17 protein-coding genes and 1 pseudogene are annotated in these 15,433 nt (G+C 69.2%); 9 read left to right on the top strand and 9 right to left on the bottom strand.

The genetic code is table 11. The features are described from left to right. Positions 1 to 52: 52 nt before the first annotated feature. Positions 53 to 1,006: an ROK family protein gene (locus IM697_RS18670; protein WP_194048832.1), complete on the bottom strand. Its 954-nt coding sequence runs from the start codon at positions 1,004 to 1,006 to the stop codon at positions 53 to 55. 169 nt (positions 1,007 to 1,175) lie between these two features. On the opposite strand from IM697_RS18670, the gene IM697_RS18665 reads away from it, so the two are divergent. The 8 genes and pseudogenes from IM697_RS18665 (at position 1,176) to IM697_RS18630 (ending at position 9,287) form a co-directional block, all read left to right on the top strand. Then, the gene (locus IM697_RS18665) at positions 1,176 to 2,273 is read left to right on the top strand and encodes a LacI family DNA-binding transcriptional regulator (protein ID WP_194048831.1); all 1,098 of its coding nucleotides are present in this window, start codon (positions 1,176 to 1,178) and stop codon (positions 2,271 to 2,273) included. A 7-nt stretch (positions 2,274 to 2,280) separates the two neighbouring features. Continuing rightward, a pseudogene (locus tag IM697_RS18660) lies at positions 2,281 to 3,092 on the top strand (hypothetical protein). 389 nt (positions 3,093 to 3,481) lie between these two features. Then, positions 3,482 to 4,003: a hypothetical protein gene (locus IM697_RS18655; RefSeq protein WP_194048829.1), complete on the top strand. Its 522-nt coding sequence runs from the start codon at positions 3,482 to 3,484 to the stop codon at positions 4,001 to 4,003. A gap of 597 nt (positions 4,004 to 4,600) precedes the next feature. Beyond that, positions 4,601 to 4,939 carry a hypothetical protein gene (locus IM697_RS18650; protein ID WP_194048828.1) on the top strand — a complete coding sequence of 113 codons (339 nt, stop codon included), beginning with the start codon at positions 4,601 to 4,603 and terminating at the stop codon, positions 4,937 to 4,939. 457 nt (positions 4,940 to 5,396) lie between these two features. Further along, a complete protein-coding gene (locus IM697_RS18645) occupies positions 5,397 to 6,026 on the top strand; it encodes a hypothetical protein (protein ID WP_194048827.1) in 630 nt (209 codons plus the stop codon). Positions 6,027 to 6,151: 125 nt separating this feature from the next. Continuing rightward, entirely contained in the window at positions 6,152 to 6,631 is a 480-nt protein-coding gene (locus tag IM697_RS18640) for a toxin-antitoxin system, toxin component (RefSeq protein ID WP_194048826.1), read from the top strand. Between the two features lie 48 nt (positions 6,632 to 6,679). Beyond that, entirely contained in the window at positions 6,680 to 7,873 is a 1,194-nt protein-coding gene (locus tag IM697_RS18635; RefSeq protein WP_194048825.1) for a DUF6545 domain-containing protein, read from the top strand. Then, positions 7,866 to 9,287, top strand: a complete 1,422-nt coding sequence (locus tag IM697_RS18630) for an FAD-dependent oxidoreductase (RefSeq protein WP_194048824.1) — start codon at positions 7,866 to 7,868, stop codon at positions 9,285 to 9,287. Before IM697_RS18635 ends, IM697_RS18630 begins: the two co-directional genes overlap by 8 nt. A 308-nt stretch (positions 9,288 to 9,595) precedes the next feature. On the opposite strand, the gene IM697_RS18625 is transcribed toward IM697_RS18630, so the two are convergent. The 8 genes from IM697_RS18625 to IM697_RS18595 all read right to left on the bottom strand — a co-directional run bounded on the left by IM697_RS18625 (position 9,596) and on the right by IM697_RS18595 (position 14,729). Then, positions 9,596 to 9,913, bottom strand: coding sequence for a hypothetical protein (locus IM697_RS18625; RefSeq protein WP_194048823.1), 318 nt, complete (start codon positions 9,911 to 9,913; stop codon positions 9,596 to 9,598). Beyond that, complete coding sequence (locus tag IM697_RS18620; RefSeq protein ID WP_194048822.1) at positions 9,903 to 10,346, bottom strand: hypothetical protein; 444 nt, start codon at positions 10,344 to 10,346, stop codon at positions 9,903 to 9,905. The genes IM697_RS18625 and IM697_RS18620 overlap by 11 nt, the downstream gene beginning before the upstream one ends. A gap of 56 nt (positions 10,347 to 10,402) precedes the next feature. Beyond that, positions 10,403 to 10,534: a hypothetical protein gene (locus IM697_RS45445; protein ID WP_265582725.1), complete on the bottom strand. Its 132-nt coding sequence runs from the start codon at positions 10,532 to 10,534 to the stop codon at positions 10,403 to 10,405. A gap of 27 nt (positions 10,535 to 10,561) precedes the next feature. Continuing rightward, on the bottom strand, positions 10,562 to 10,837 hold the full coding sequence (locus tag IM697_RS18615) for a hypothetical protein (protein ID WP_194048821.1): 276 nt from the start codon (positions 10,835 to 10,837) through the stop codon (positions 10,562 to 10,564). A gap of 79 nt (positions 10,838 to 10,916) precedes the next feature. Then, the gene (locus tag IM697_RS18610; protein WP_194048820.1) at positions 10,917 to 11,363 is read right to left on the bottom strand and encodes a cell envelope integrity protein TolA; all 447 of its coding nucleotides are present in this window, start codon (positions 11,361 to 11,363) and stop codon (positions 10,917 to 10,919) included. 68 nt (positions 11,364 to 11,431) lie between these two features. Further along, the gene (locus IM697_RS18605; RefSeq protein ID WP_194048819.1) at positions 11,432 to 11,950 is read right to left on the bottom strand and encodes a hypothetical protein; all 519 of its coding nucleotides are present in this window, start codon (positions 11,948 to 11,950) and stop codon (positions 11,432 to 11,434) included. Between the two features lie 65 nt (positions 11,951 to 12,015). Continuing rightward, positions 12,016 to 12,909, bottom strand: a complete 894-nt coding sequence (locus IM697_RS18600; protein WP_194048818.1) for a deazapurine DNA modification protein DpdA family protein — start codon at positions 12,907 to 12,909, stop codon at positions 12,016 to 12,018. Positions 12,910 to 13,109: 200 nt separating this feature from the next. Next, on the bottom strand, positions 13,110 to 14,729 hold the full coding sequence (locus IM697_RS18595; RefSeq protein WP_194048817.1) for a hypothetical protein: 1,620 nt from the start codon (positions 14,727 to 14,729) through the stop codon (positions 13,110 to 13,112). 275 nt (positions 14,730 to 15,004) lie between these two features. Here IM697_RS18595 and IM697_RS18590 point away from each other — a divergent pair, with 275 nt between their 5' ends. Next, positions 15,005 to 15,295 carry a hypothetical protein gene (locus IM697_RS18590; protein WP_194048816.1) on the top strand — a complete coding sequence of 97 codons (291 nt, stop codon included), beginning with the start codon at positions 15,005 to 15,007 and terminating at the stop codon, positions 15,293 to 15,295. Positions 15,296 to 15,433: the final 138 nt, after the last annotated feature.

Genomic DNA, 15,433 nt, shown 5'->3' with positions numbered 1-15,433 from the left:
ACTGCGGCCCGGTGGGCCCTCAAGCCGGTGAGTGAACGTTCCGCCGGTGACCTCACACCCCCGCCGCTGTCGGGTCCGCCTTCCGTGCGAGGGCGGCGGCTGCGGCTCCCACCAGGCCCGCGTCCGTTCCCATCTGTGCCGGGGTGATCGTCAGGCGCTGGACGAAGGACAGGGTGGCGTAGTCGTGGAGGGCCTTGCGCAGGGGTGTGAAGAGGATGTCGCCCGCCTTGCCCACTCCTCCGCCGATCACTGCGATGTCGATCTCCACGAGGGTCGCGGTGGCCGCGATCCCGGCGGCCAGGGCCTGCGCGGCGCGCTCGAAGGAGGCCATGGCGACCGGGTCGCCGTCCTGTGCGGCGGCGGCCACCGCGGCGGCGGAGGTGTCGCCGTCCGGGCCTGGTCGCCAGCCGTTCTCGAGCGCCCGGCGGGCGATATTGGGGCCGCTCGCGACGCGCTCCACGCAGCCGCGTGAACCGCACGGGCACGCGTCGCCGTCCAGGTCGACGCTGATGTGGCCGATGTGGCCCGCGTTGCCGGTGGGGCCCGGGTGCAGGCGGCCGTTCAGGACAAGGCCGCCGCCGACACCCGTGGAGACGACCATGCAGAGCGCGTTGTCGTGGCCCCGGGCTGCTCCCTGCCAGTGTTCGGCCGCCGTGATGGCGACTCCGTCTCCGATCAGTTCGACGGGCAGCCCGCCGGCCGCCTCCCGGACCCGCCGGACCAGCGGAAAGTCGCGCCAGCCCGGCACGTTGACCGGGCTCACGGTGCCCGCCGAGGCGTCCACCGGGCCCGCGCTGCCGATACCGAGGGCCGTGGCGTCCCCCCACAGGGGCGATGCCGTGAGTTCGCCGACCACCTCCTCGACGGCCCGCATCACCGTCTCGCCGTCCTCCCGCGCCGGCGTCGCGCGCTGTGCCCGGGCCACGATCGTGCCGTGGCCGTCCACCAGCGCTCCGGCGATCTTTGTGCCGCCGATGTCGAGCGCAGCCACGAGGTCGGTGTGCATCAGTGTCAGTTCTCCCCGTCAACCATTCGGATCTCCCCGTCAACCACGGGAATTGGGCGAGCCGGTCTCACGGTGGGGGCGCAGGCCGGAGATTGCGGTGGACAGTGTCTCCCGGATCTGACAACGTTGTCCAGGCTCTATGCTCGACGCCACATCCTCATACAAACCCATGGACCGCCGCATCCCCGTGGATGACGACAGGACAGGACAGCGCATCGTGCCCGAGACCATCCGCCGATCCGACCGCGCTCCCGACAACCGCTACGGCAACCGTCCGACCATGAAGGACGTCGCGGCGCGGGCCGGAGTCGGTCTGAAGACCGTCTCGCGCGTGGTCAACGGTGAGCCCGGTGTCACCCCGGAGACGGAGCGCCGCGTCCAGGAGGCCATCGACGCCCTGGGCTTCCGCCGCAACGACAGCGCCCGGGTGCTGCGCAAGGGCCGTACGGCGAGCATCGGCCTGGTCCTGGAGGATCTCGCGGACCCTTTCTACGGCCCCCTCAGCCGGGCGGTCGAGGAGGTCGCCCGGGCGCATGGCGCCCTGCTCATCAACGGCTCCAGCGCCGAGGACCCGGACCGCGAGCAGGAGCTGGCGCTGGCGCTGTGCGCGCGGCGGGTGGACGGGCTGGTGGTCATTCCGGCCGGTGACGACCACCGGTATCTGGAGCCCGAGCTCAAGGCGGGCGTCGCCACCGTCTTCGTCGACCGTCCGGCCGGGAAGATCGACGCGGACTGTGTCCTGTCCGACAACCACGGCGGTGCTCGCGACGGCGTCGCCCACCTCATCGCGCACGGCCACCGCCGGATCGGGTTCATCGGTGACATGCCCCGCATCCACACGGCCGCCGAGCGGCTGCGCGGCTACCGGGACGCCATGGAGGACGCGGGGATACCGGTGGAGGACTCCTGGATGTCCCTGGGCGTCACCGACCCGGAGCGGGTGCGCGGGGCGGCCGAGGAGATGCTCGCCGGCCCCTCCCCCGTCACCGCGATCTTCACGGGCAACAACCGTGTGACCGTCACCGTGATCCGGGTCCTCGCCGAGCAGACCCGCCGCGTCGCCCTCGTCGGCTTCGACGACATCGAACTCGCCGATCTGCTCCAGCCGGGCGTCACCGTCGTCGCCCAGGACGCCGCCACCCTCGGCCGCACCGCCGCCGAGCGCCTGTTCCGCCAGCTCGACGGCACCCTGGTCACCCCCGAGCGCATCGAACTGCCGACGCGGCTGATCACCCGCGGCTCGGGCGAGTTGCCGCCGGAGGACTGAGCCGCCCATGAGCGACCGCAGCCTTCAGGCGCTGGGCCTGGCCGAGGCGCCGCGCGATCATCCGCTGCTCTACCCGGGCGCCTGGCCGTCGGACTCCGGGCTCCTCGACGGTGACCGGCTGCTGCCCCTGGACCGGCTGGTGTACGACGACCGCGTGCCCGTCCTCGCGGTCGGCTCCAACGCCTGCCCCGGCCAACTGCGGTGCAAGATGGACGCGTTCGGCATCGCTTCACCGCTGCCGATGGTGAAGACCCGGGTGACGGGCCTGGAGGTGGGCGTCTCCGCGCATGTGAGCCGCATGGGCTATGTGTCGGCGTCGCCGTTCCACGCGCCGGGCCACGCACGGGAGTTGTTCCTCACCTGGCTCGACGACGAGCAGCTGGAGGTGATCGACGCGAGCGAGGGCGTGCCCCTGCCGGACGGCAACTACGGCCGCGCCTGGCTGCCGGCGGCCGACGTGCGGATCGAGCTGGCGGACGGCACCGCGCTCCCCGGCGCCTTCGCCTACGTCAACCGCCATGGCGTCCTGCACGACGGCACCGGCGCGCCGCGCACCCACCCCGGCCAGCGTCCGCTGCTCACCGAACTCCTGGTGGGCTCGGCCCGGTTGAGGGAGCTGTTCGGCGTCACCCCCGAGGAGTTCTGCGCACGGGCACGCGCCGACGCGGAGCTGTGCGAGCGGGGCACTTCGCTGTTCGCGCAGGAGAAGCTGGTGACCGTCTCCGGGCTGGAGGGGCACCTGCGGGCCGAGCAGCCCTGAGTGCTCAGCAGACCGGGAGTCCGGGCACCGGCTCGTCGTTGTCGCCGCCCTCGATGTAGACGTCGCTGACGTAGACGTTGGTGTTGCCGCTGTCGTCGTCGGTCCTGGCCCACCAGACGTTGGTCCACTCGCCGTAGGTCTCGCGGCGGCCCAGGTTCTGCTGGCAGGAGGGTCACCGCAGCGCTACCACCTGCGTGAACGCGGCGGACGACCCTGTTCGTGGCTACCTTGACGGCTACGTAAATCCTCTGTCCTCCAGCATTCGCCGCACTGTTGCCGCCCTTGGGCCCATGGCTCCGTCGGAACATCTTGGCGTCTCGGCCACGGTACAGCCTGGGGCTGGATCACTGCTCCGCCGTCGGCGATGACCGCGACCCCGAGGCCTCGCGGTGCGAGAACCTGAGCCCGCCGTCTTGGCTTGGCGCCCCGCCGCATATCGTGATCAGCCTTGGCTGACTGGCGATTCGGGGGCGTAGTGGATCAGGGCTTGGCGGCTGTACTGGGCGCCCTGGTGGGCGCTGTGGCGACAGCGGGGGGCGCGTACCTGACTGCACACTCATCGATCTCGCTGTACAAGCGGCAGACGCGGCGGGAGGCATACCGGGCCTTCCTACTTGACGCCGACGGCTTGTCGGAGAGGCTCAACGCGATGATCCCGGACTCCTACGACGCTCAGTCACTCGCGGAGCCGCCGGGAACGCGAGACGCGCTCCAGGAGGTTGAGGTCGTGGAGCGCACCCTGAGGCGGGCGGTGATCGACGTGGAGCTGATGGGTACCGATGACATTGCCAATGTGGCCGTGGACATCCTGATTGAGATAGCCACGCTTCGCCGGACGGTCGAGACATGGTGGAACCGACCCGCTGGAACGCCTATCCCTGACGTGGAGTGGCACAGTGCCGCAACAAGCCATACGCACCTGCAAGAGCACCTGGTGTTGTTCGGAGACCTCGCACGGCAGCAGGTCTAGGCGTCGGGCTCGGGCGTCGAACGGCACGCTAACCGCCACGTTGACGGTTCGGAGGGCGCGAAGTGCCGGGCGCCGCGCGGCAGCCGCCTCTGACCATGCCGTGCGTCAGTTGCCTCGTGGGCACCTCGGGCACGGCTTCGACGGGACTTGAGTCCGTCAGGCGCCCAGGAGCAGGGGACGAGGACGCGCTCCGCCTTGCAGGCGTGTCAACGTGACTCGAGAGCGTCCAACATGTGGACTTCGCCCGTGACATGCGTCACACACTCGCAGAAATCGGCGCGATAGCTCGGGACTTCCCGCGCGCCAGCGCCGCCAGAACTCAATTTCCAAGGTCCACCAGGCCGCAATTCGCCTCGCGCGAGCGGCACCCGAAATCGACCCACGCCCCGATGGACGCCGACACTTCGCTCCAGCGAGCATGACCGACAGCAGGACCCGTCCCCATTCTCCAGACCCGCGGCGGACCTAAGAGACCAGAAAGAAGCACCCGCCACAAACGGCAAGTTGGCAGCAATCTAGGGCTCCTTGACCCTATTGAACCTTCTGTCGAATCGGAATGGACGCCCAAGTCGCGTACCCGTCGCCGTCGCCGCGGTGTTGGCCGATGTCATCGACCAGCCGGTGGACGAGGAACAGGCCCGGTTCCTCCTCGGGCGCCGGCAACGGCCGACCCATCTCTCCGACCGTGACCAGGACATGATCCCCGTCGCACGAGACCCGGCCGCTCAGGTCAACGCTGGCGCGATGCCGAGCAGTGACATCGACAAGTTCAGTCAGGACGGCAAGCGTCGCATCCTCGACGGCTTTGGCATTGGGCGTGTCCGCGAGGAGCGCCGGCAGCACCTTCGCGACGAAACTGCGGGACCGGCGCATGCTCTGGACCGGGGCGTGTTCCGGGCCGAGACGGAACTCGATCGAGTTCTCTATGTCAGGTAGCCCATGCGATGGGGCGGTGCCTCGTCTGGCGACGCCTACCCGGAGGCCAAGGGTCGAAAGCGGAGATGTGTCGTGAGAGATCGTCACTAGCTGTCCGTCCCGTCGAGTGGCGCTATGCCCAAGGTGGGCACGTGAGGGTGTCCCGTTGTCCGAGATCGTCGCGGTCCTGGTCTGGCCCGTCTGCTATTTGATGCGAATGTTAGTTCGAATTCTGTGATCTTGGCCTGCCTTGAGCGCGGCACACGGCACGGGCGAGACACTGCTCTTCGCGAGAGCCCCCGCTGGCAATCACGCGCCGTTTGTGGACGGGCCGGTTCCACTGCTGGGATCTTGCAATGAGGAGACGGCTGATGTCAATGATCGTTTTCTCTGCTGAGCAACGATCGTTTCTTTTCTGGCCCGGCCCGCGTAGAGTGCGGGCACCACGACTGATCACCAACCCCACGGGAGCACTTCGGTGGGCAATCCGGTCCTCGAGACCCTCAGGCGCCTCGAGACGCTCATCAGAGAACAGAATCTGGACAGGTCGGCCATCCTCAACCCCCGAGACCTGGCAGCCAAGTCGGCGCTACCCGAGCACACTGTTCGCTGCCTGCTCAGGGGCAAGAATCCACCCGCCGACACCGTTAACGATCGGGTGCAAGCTCGCATCAAGGCACTCTCCGACGCTCATCTGGCGCGTACCGGGAAGCCGATGTCGGACCTCGCTGGCAGCCTCCACCGCCAGTTGGGCATCTCTGCTTTCTGGGCACGCCAAGTCTGCTCCGGCGAGAAGACACCTAGTGTTGAACTCCTTCACGGACTCGTGGAGTTCTTCGGCGTCAAGGGCAACGGTCTGGCGTTCTTCACAGCGCCGGCGCCTGAGGCTCTCAACCGTGTACTGCTCGACATCCTCGCCAAACACCAACCGGCGTCGGAGCGGACCGAATCCGTGCCCGACCCCCTGGCTCCGGCTCAGGAATCCTTCGACGACGTCCGAAGCGTCCGCCTCCGACAGGCGCGTGATCTGCCACCGGAGCACTGGAAGGTCCTCAACGCGACCCTCACAGCCCTGCTGAGCCTTGATGAGCATGAAGGAGACCAGTGAGCTCGGGATCAAAAGAGATGCGAAAGCGCAGCGCAGAGCTCGTCCGCCAACTACGCCCGACGCTCAGCGACGAGAACTTAATTCCCTCGATAGGTCATGCCCTCACACAGGTTCGGGGGCGTCCGGTGAGGCTGCGCTCGATTCCGTTTCCGCCAGGGATCGCCAGCGGGGTGTGGGTCGACCGCGCCAGCCACGACCTGATCGGCTACGAACAGAACACCGACCCCGCGCACCAGTTGGTGATCATCGGGCACGAGGCGTGGCACATGTTCCAGGGCCACTGCAGCAGCCTCACAGCCCACGGGGCTGCTGCGGCACGCTCCGAAGAGAGCCAACCGCCTGACGCGTTGGCGCAACTCGTTGCCCTCATCGCAGAGACGGATGGCGCGGAGCTCTCTCCCACCACCAGCATGGATGCCTCCCTACACTTCGCCGCTCGCGCCGGCGCCCACGAGAACGAGGACGAAGTGGAGGCGGAGCTCTTCGGGTACCGCTTCGCCACGGACGTTCAGGTTGCCCTCACCGAGGCTCGCACCGCCGCTGACCCGGACCAGCTCGCTGGCCGGATCCAGGCGTCTATGGCGCACCGTGTCCGCCGGAGCTAGCCGCGAGGGCGCGCCCACGGCACAGGTATCGAGGAGAGAAGAGGCAAGGTGACATCCGGATTATCAGACAGTATCGGCTTCTACGTGTGCGGGTTCATCCTGCTGCTGGTCTGCGCTCTGAAAGTCCCCGCGCTGGTCCGGCGGCGGCACGACATGTTGCTCCGCGCCGCTTGTGTGCTCCTCTTCGCGGCTGGCTGCCTTATGGTCCTCGCCGCGCCGGATTCCGTCGTCGCGCTCAACCAGTTCACTGGGATCACCAATGTTGCCGCCCCAGCGGTGTACTTGACGACCATCGCCTTCTCTGGCGCGAGTCTCCTGTTGATCATCAACTGGCGTCCGGCGCCCCTGGAACAGACACGGCGTGCCTCACGGGTGTGCATCACCACCTACAGTCTGGCTCTTCTTGCCGTCATTGCCCTGTTCTGGGCGGGGGATGCTCCGGTGGAGCAGGTGACTCTATTTGATGTCTACTACGCCAACACGCCCTATATCCGAGAGATGATCGTCCTTTACTTGGTGGCGCAGGGCGTGGCCATGTTGACCGCGAGCATCCTCTGCTGGCGCTGGTCGAAGGAAGTCCACGGCTCCCTTCGAGCAGGCTTGCTCATCCTCGCCCCCGCCTACCTGATCGTCGTGAGCTACGCCAGCGTCAGGCTGGCGGCTGTGGTTGCCCGGTGGATGGGCTACAACCTTGACTTCCTCGCTGGCGATGTAACCCGTCAGTTGGCGACTCCAGCCTCTCTGCTGGGCGCCATCGGCTTCGTTGTGCCGCTCGCTGGTCCGCGCGTCGCAGAGATCGCCCGCACTATCCGGCATCTGCGTCAGCTCAACCCGCTTTGGCAGGCTGTCAGGGACGTGTCCACCCCCGGCGCCATCCGCGCGTCGCTGCCCTGGTGGCGCACTCCTCCGGCCGTGCTCCTGACTGGGCGGAAGACAGCCCTCTACGACGCAGTCCATGCTCTTGCGCCCTATTGCGACCCTGCCGTCCGGGAGTTCGCCTATGACGCGGCCCTCCGCGACGGCTCCGACGAGTCCACCGCCGCGATCACCGCGGAGGCAGCCATGCTCCTCGCCGCTCGCCATCGGCAGCGCACCAATCCGGATCACCAGCTACAGGCCACCGAGACCGGGGCACAGCGCGGGGTGGACCTCGTTCCTTTGTCTATGGCGCTCGCCTCGCCCATCGTCCGTAATCTTCAAGAGCACTACGTGCCCCAGCAGAAAGCAGCCCGTCATGACTGAAGCACCGCGCTGGAGTTCCACCCGAGTCGTCGTCATCGGGGGCAGCATCGGGGGCATGCTTGCTGCGGCCGCGGTCAAGGACCACGTGGATTCCGTGGAAATCATCGAGGCCCACGATCTACCCGAGGGGCCCGCGCCACGCACTGGCGTGCCCCAGGCTGCACACATCCACTTCTTGCATGCAGGCGGCGCTGAGGCCATCGAAAGTCTGCTGCCCGGCACGATGGAGCAGATGCTGGCCGCAGGTGCCAACCGCATACCGATGACCACCAACATGGTCATCTACTCTCCCGAGGGCTGGTACCGGCGCTGGGAGCGTGCCACTCACTACATGTTTTCGGCGAGCCGCGACCTGACCGACTCCGTCGTCCGAGCGCAGGTCCTCAAAGACCCCCGGGTCAGTGTGCGCACGAGCACCAAGGTCGTCGGGCTGCTCGGAGATCACCGCCAGGTCACAGGCGTGCGAGTACAAGCCGCCGACGGCAAGGAAGCAGAACTGCGCGCACGTCTCGTCATCGATGCCTCTGGCCGGGCCACGCGCACCCCACAATGGCTCACCCATCTGGGTATCACCGGCCTAGCAGAGAAGCGGATCGACTCGGGTCTCGTCTACGCAAGCCGCCTCTATCGCGCTCCTGTCCCCACCCGCGACTGGCCCATGGTCGGTGTGCAGGCCGACCCCCGGCTGCCTCAGCCCGGCAACGCTGGCGGGCTCCTGCCCATCGAGGGCGACCGCTGGCACGTCAGCCTGATGGGTGCCCCCGGGGGGCAACCCACCCGGGACCCGGACGCCTTCGAGGCCTTTGCCCGCACCCTGCGCCACCCCGTTCTGGCTGACCTGCTCGCCCACGCCGAACCACTCACCGACGTCAGCATCACCCACAGCACGGCCAACCGGCGCTATTTCTACGAACGGCTCCGTCGGTGGCCGGACGGCCTGGCAGCGCTGGGGGACTCCGTCGCGTCCTTCAACCCCGTTTACGCACAGGGCATCTCGGTGGCTGCTCAAGGCGCCCTGGCCCTGCGCACTCTGTTGGCGGACGGCCTGACCCCGGGCCTGGCGAGGCGTGCCCAACGTGCCATCGCGGGCCCCGTCGACACCGCTTGGGCCCTCGCGGTGGGACAGGACATCCACTACTCCACTACGACCGGCGCGAACCCGAACGTCGTCGATCGGCTCCTGCAGCGGTACGTCAGCCGCTTGTCCCGCACCGCCACCGGATCATTCCGCGCCGCCACGGCCCTGACCGATCTGCTAGCCCTGCAGGCCTCGCCCGCCTCCGTCGTTCACCCTCGTGTGCTGCTGACGGCCCTGGTCGGCCCTTTGCGCCCACAACTTGATCAGCCACCGTTTACCCCCTCGGAGCGCAAACTGCTGGATGGCCTCAACAACGCGGCCGCATCCACCAGGTAGCTGTTCCGCGCCCACCATCGGCGCCCGGGATGGCGCCTCACGAGGGCCTCGAAGGTGAGCTCTTGAGACACTGTGTTGGGCGCCCCGCGCCGCCATGGCGGGTTTTTAGACGAAGGGCCCTTCCGGCTGTGATCGGTGAGCCAGGTAGCGATTTCGCGGATCACCGGGAGCTGCCGTGCGGTGAGCTCCTTGTGCTCCATGCCAGGACCGTCTTCGCCGTCGGCGTACGCCTCCTCAACGTCGACAGCGGGTATGGAAAGGCCGGCTGCGTCCACGCCAAGTCGAGCAACCACCCATCCAGGTCGACGTCACGGCGCTACCCCTCTGCCGGATCCGTGCTCGGACAGGTTCGCGGCGGCCTTCATGATGGCGATGCCGTCGGAGTGGTCGTAGACGGCCCGGACGATCGCGTCATGCCAGGCCTGTTGACCGCGGAGCGCCCGGCCCGCCGCGGCGTTCTGGCGGTGCGCGGCCTGGAGCTGCTGCTCGATCGTGAGGCAGTGGCAGACCTCGATGTCGGGGTTCTCCACGCGCGCGTGACACCCGGGGACGAGGTACCGGCCGCCTCGCCCGTCGTCCCACCAGGGGCAGACCAGGGTGCGGCCCTCGGCATGCTCACCGGCCACGGTGCGGCGTCCGGTACTGGTGCTCGAGGGTGCCCCGACGGTGCTGGAGGACCTCGGCGACGATCGCGGCCCAGTCGACGGCCTGGTGCCGCATCTCGGCCTCCGGCTCCCGCTCCCAGTCCAGCGCGCCCGTGTTCTCCTGCAGGAGAGCCTCGGCCAGGCACTCGCCGCACACGTTCTCCGCCTCGCTCTGGTACCAGAGCAGCTCCTCCTTCCGATCCGGGTGAAGGCGCATATGCCGCCACGACGCCTCGACGAGGAGGCGCCGCCAGTCAACGGCCACGGCGACCCGCTCGAGGATCGCGGCCATCGCATCCGTGACGGCGTGGTACGCCTCGGGCGGCATGGTGGCGATCTCGCCGAACGAATAGTGGTGGTTGGGGCCGATGACGTCCTGGCCGAGCGACCGGACAACGGCAAGCTGGTTGGGCATGGCGTTCCGTTCTCGGGGGCGGCCGCGGGCGATGCACCGCGGCGGTGGGCGGGCGGTCAGGCGGGGCGGGGGACGGACAGGCTCGGGAACTCGAGCGGCCACGGCCGGCGGCGGGCGTACTCGGTGAGATCGGCCTTCCAGCGGCCGGAGTTCGGCTTGCGGCGGCGGGGCGTGACGTTCCAGCGCATGGCGGTGCCTCTCTGGGCGTGTGGTGGTCAAGCGGCTCGGGTGTCGGTCCGGTCGGGCACGATGCGCAGGTGACGCGGGCGGGCGGCGCGCTTGCGCTCGGCGGTGCGCTCGCGGTTCCGCTGCGAGCGCTCGTCCGGAAGGCGCCAGCCGTGTTGCGCCTCGTCCAGAACGGCGCGGCGTGCGGCCTGCTGCTCCGGCGTGTCCGTCGAGGACGTCGCCGTGCGGGCCGGGTCGTCGACAGCGGGGCGGCCGAACCTGCCGGTCGGGATGGCTTCGGCCATGAGGCGCTCGTACGGCGTCATCTCGTATCTCCTGCCGGGTGATGAGCGAGGGCCGGGCGGCCGTGACGCCTGGGGGAACGTCACGGCCGGGCGGGCTGTGTCAGAACAGGCCGGACTGCCCGGCCGCCTCGAGCGAGCGGCGCCGCTCCTCGGCCTCCTGGACGGCCTGCTGCTCGCGGAGCTGCTTCTTGAGCGGGGCCTGGCGCTGCGCCTCGGCCACCTTCCGGGCCTGCAGTTCCTCGGACGTCGACCAGCGCACCAGGACCTCGTGGTCGCCGAGGCCGGGAGCCTGGCCGCGGACGGTGCACTTGACGTGAGGGCTCTCGAGTCGGCCGGTCAACTCGGCCAGTGTGCGAAGCCAGTTCGGGCCGTACGCTCCGGCGATGACGACGAGGGTGTCCCCCTCGAGGTGCTGCCGGACGGAGAACCCGTCGACGTCGTGTCCGTCGGGGCCGGCCTTCTGCGTGGCCTCGCCCAGGCCGAGGTCGACGAGACCTCCGGCGACCAGGTGGCCGCGGATCGTGTGCGCGCGCGTGGCACGAGACATGGGGTGTTCCTCTGCTTCGTGGTTGGGGCCGGTTGCTCTCCGGCCCGGGAAGGGTGTTGCGGGAGCTGCTACCGGTCGCCGGGGGCGTCCGGGTGCACGGGGCACGGCCCGTACACGCCGGGGCGGCCGGGGATCTCCGGGTGGACATGCTGCTGGCCGGACAGGCTGCACGCGGTCGCCGGGTCCTCGTCGCAGCTCACGACGCACAGGCACGTCCAGTCACGGGTGATCCACTCGACCAGCGCGGCCCGGTACCGCTGCTCGGCCAAGGCCGCCACCTCGCCCAGGGCACGGATGGCGGGGTCGTGTAGGCCGATCGCCTCGGCGACCCACGGCACGGCGGCGATCTCCTCGGGCTTCCGGGTGCGCTGCGCGCCCTCCACGGTCTCCACGAGCCTCTCCAGCCGCACGGGCCGCCGGTCCTGGCCGGGGCCGGGCTCGATGATGCTGCGGATCGCCGCGATGGCGCTGACGAGGTTCTGCATCGCCGACATGGCGGCGCCGTCCTCGGCGTAGATCTCGGCGACGTCGACCAATTCGCGGACTTGGGTGAACCGTTCGGCGAGCTTGCTGGATACGGCGGACACGGGGTTCTCCTTGTAGGGGTGAGGGCCGGGGCGCCCGCGGCGGACGCCCCGGAAGATTTCGGGGGTCAGGCGGCGAGCAGGAGCTGCGGGTCGTCCGGCAGGGAGTTGAGGAGCGCGTTACGCCAGGCGATGGCGTACTTGGGGCAGTTGCCGCAGTGGACGTGCTTGCCCACGCACTCCGGCATCGGGGCCCGGTTGGTGGCGTTGTAGGACCAGGCCATGGAGTCGCTGCTGTAGAGCTGGTGGGCGACGCGCCGCAGACCGGTCTTCTTGAAGCCGAACCCGTGCAGGCGGATCCCCATCCCCCAGATCGTTTCGATGATCCGGGCGGCCTCGTCGGTCTGCTGCAGACGGCACACGGAGCCGATGCCGACGACCGGTTCGAGCGTGAGGTCCACACCGACCTGGTCGTACAGGTCGATGCACCGCAGGTAGTCGTCGAGGGTGCGGCCCTGGATCACCGGCATCCACGGCAGGTCGGCGTCCAGCGTCATCAGGTTGAGGAACGACGCGACGGTCTTGATCTGGTGGTCGGCGATCGTGAGGCCAGTCTTCGCGAGGATCTCGTCCTCACACATCCAGTCCTGAATGGCACACATGTCCATCAGGCCGATCTCGTCGTAGTACCGTCGCGCCGCCGCGGCGTACGTGTACGGCGAGACCGTCCATCGGCCGTGCTGCGACAGCTCCGTGAATCCGCGGGAGTCGAGCATCCACGGGGTGACGGCCCGCGGCAGGGTCTTACGGTCGGCCAGGCGCCCGTGGGAGACGCACAGCGGGATGCAGTCCTTACCGAACTCCTCGCGGGCGAGCCAAGACGGCTGATGCGTGCCCAGGTACGTCACGCGGTCGACGTCGGCGAACCAACGACGCTCGGCGTAGACGAGGGCAGGGCGCTTTGCCTTGGGCTTATCATCCGCCGCAGGGGCGGGAACGTCGAAGAGAACGGCAGCAGACACAGGGTGTTCCTCGCTTCGTGGTTCGGTCCGGCGTGCTCTCGCCGGGCAGTGGGCCGCGCGGACGCGGCTTGCGTCGCCCCAGGGAGACAGGGCAGGTGACGCGGGTTTCTGGACTTTCTGGACCGTCCACACGCGCGCGGGCGCGTACGGGGCCTCGAGGGCGCCGCCCGACCCGATCCGGCCGGACGGCGCCGGGCGAGTCAGCCGCGGGAGCTGCGGACGTACTCGACGGGGACGTTGACGCGGAACAGGGCGCCGATCACCCGGCGGGCGTTGGCGGCGGCGTCCTCGCGGCCGTCCCGCTTGCGGAACTTCTCGACGATCGCCGGGTGCGCGGGGAGGAACCCCTGGGGCGTGTCGACCCCGGCCGTGATCGTGGCCGTGACCTTCCATCCGGTGCCGGAGTCGCTCGAGCAGCGCACGCGCACCTGGGGCGTGCCGGTCTCGACGGCGGACAGCTCCTCGGGCGTGCTGCCGACGGCGTTGTACGCCACGGCGGCGGCCCGGATCTCCTCGGCCGTGCCGGGCACGTCGGTGCCGTGCATCCGGTGGGCGTGCGGGGCGACGGCCAGGATCACCGCACGGGCCCGCTCGACGGCGGCGCGGGCCTTGTCGTGGGCCGTGGTGCGGGCCTGACGGTCCGGGGCGGTGCGCAGGGCCTCCCACGCCCCCTCGACGTCCGCGTGCGCTTCGCCGACCTCGAGGTGGTGCGCCGTGGGCGCGACCTTCCCGAGGGCGAGCAACTGGTGCGCCAGGTCCTCGAGGTCACGGGGCCCGGTGCAGAACATGGTGGCCTCGTACGCGGCCATGGCGGCGAACAGGGGCGCGGCGGCGGCCGGGATGGGCGCGGGGGCGAGGTCTTCAGCCGTGGCGGGGCGCAGGTCCACCGTGCCGCGCGCGGGGTCCCTGTAGACGATGCGGGCGCTCGAGCCGGAGGCGGACATCTCGCGGACTGCGCGCTTGCCCGGCTGCATCATCGCGGTGTTGATCTCGTGCAAGGCCGCGCGGGTGTCGACAATCTCGGGGGTGCCGCCGTTGACGATGCGGACGTGCTGACGTGCGGGGGAGGGTGAGCCGGCGGGCTGCGGAACGAACCGGATCCCGGTGGCGGTGATAGTGCCGTCGTCGCCCTGGTGGCTGGACTGCCCCGCTGCGCGCCGGACGGTGATCATGTGGCGGACGTCGGCAGCGGGGATGTCCTTGTGCCAGTCGTTGTGGCTGTCGTAGACGGCGTGCGGGGCGTCGACGACGTCTTCCGGGGTCGGCCCGGTGACGGTCTCGGGGACGTAACGGCGGCTCTCAATGCAGATGGCGTTCTCGTCGTCCTGGTGGAAGGTCCAGCCCCGGAAGCGGCGGTTCTTCACGATGGTGCGGACGTGGGAGGCGGGGATGCCCGGGTGGACCTTACGGTCGTCGACGAACACGGCGTGCAGGGTGTCGACGACGTCGTCCGGCAGGGGCGCAGTGTCGCGGGCGTACTTGGCGGAGTTGTGCCCCAGGGTCTCGACGGCGGCGGTGACCTCCCGCAGGGTGCGCACCTTCCGGTGGGAAACGACGCTCCAGACGGTGGCGTCCACGAGGCACCCCCGGGCGCCCTTCTTCTTCGCCTTGGTCCACAGCAGCGCCACGGAGTCGCCCGCGATGGTGCGGCCCAGCTCGGTACCGGCGTACGCGACGGGGACCGGGATCGCGAAGCGCACCACGTAGCTGGTGAGCGTCTCGCGGTCGGTCGTCTCGACCGTCACGGTCAGGCCGAACGCGGCCGCAAGGGTGATGAGTTCGTCCGCGTTCTTGATGCCGGTCGTCTGGGTCTCAGCCATCGGGTGCTCCTTGGTTCGTGGTCTGGCCGGGGATGCTCGCCCCGACCCCGCCTTAGTGGCGTGCCCTGACCGTACAGCCGCACTCGAGAATAATCAACCTAGGTCAATCAATGAACCGTGTTACAGGCCTATCACAACGACTATCACCTGCAACTTTCGACGAATATCCGATGACGCGGTTGCGCGAGATTGCTATTGGTGTACTGTTCTTCTCGGCGGTTCACCCCGCCGCCCCGGAGAGCACCGGGGCGAGACCACGAGCGAAGGAACACACCATGGCCGTCTCCCTCGACAAGACCGAGCAGCTCCTGTTCTTCCTGTCCGTCACCACCGGCCTCGGCACTGAGGACGCGAAGGTCCACAACCTCGCTCTCACCTACGAGGAGAGCTACGAGGACCAGCTCGAGGAGATGCACCGCCAGGCCGACGCGATCGACGGCGCGACCGTCCACTGCCTCATCGCCGGTGACCGCTCCGCCGCCTACGCCGTGGCGCGTACCGGCCAGGACTTCGACACCCTGCTCGACCAGTGGCTCGAGCAGGAGGCGCGCGCCGGACGCGCGTAACCCCAGACCGCACCGCCCGCCGTACCCCCCGGCGGGCGGTGCGCCCCGCCCCCGAGGCCGGCTCACTGCCGGAACGGGCGCCGGGCGCACCGCCCACGGTCCCGGAGAGCACCGGGGCCACGGACCACGAACGAAGGA

It is taken from the genome of Streptomyces ferrugineus (assembly GCF_015160855.1).
Classification (GTDB): domain Bacteria; phylum Actinomycetota; class Actinomycetes; order Streptomycetales; family Streptomycetaceae; genus Streptomyces; species Streptomyces ferrugineus.
This window is presented reverse-complemented; position numbering and strand designations above follow the sequence as displayed.

Excerpts from the sequence above, each read along its gene's own strand:
- IM697_RS18670 (WP_194048832.1), bottom strand. The coding sequence starts at position 1,006 with ATGCACACCGACCTCGTGGCTGCGCTCGACATCGGCGGCACAAAGATC.
- IM697_RS18665 (WP_194048831.1), top strand. The coding sequence starts at position 1,176 with ATGGACCGCCGCATCCCCGTGGATGACGACAGGACAGGACAGCGCATC.
- IM697_RS18630 (WP_194048824.1), top strand. The coding sequence starts at position 7,866 with ATGACTGAAGCACCGCGCTGGAGTTCCACCCGAGTCGTCGTCATCGGG.
- IM697_RS18620 (WP_194048822.1), bottom strand. The coding sequence starts at position 10,346 with ATGCCCAACCAGCTTGCCGTTGTCCGGTCGCTCGGCCAGGACGTCATC.
- IM697_RS45445 (WP_265582725.1), bottom strand. The coding sequence starts at position 10,534 with ATGCGCTGGAACGTCACGCCCCGCCGCCGCAAGCCGAACTCCGGCCGC.
- IM697_RS18615 (WP_194048821.1), bottom strand. The coding sequence starts at position 10,837 with ATGACGCCGTACGAGCGCCTCATGGCCGAAGCCATCCCGACCGGCAGG.
- IM697_RS18610 (WP_194048820.1), bottom strand. The coding sequence starts at position 11,363 with ATGTCTCGTGCCACGCGCGCGCACACGATCCGCGGCCACCTGGTCGCC.
- IM697_RS18595 (WP_194048817.1), bottom strand. The coding sequence starts at position 14,729 with ATGGCTGAGACCCAGACGACCGGCATCAAGAACGCGGACGAACTCATC.
- IM697_RS18590 (WP_194048816.1), top strand. The coding sequence starts at position 15,005 with ATGGCCGTCTCCCTCGACAAGACCGAGCAGCTCCTGTTCTTCCTGTCC.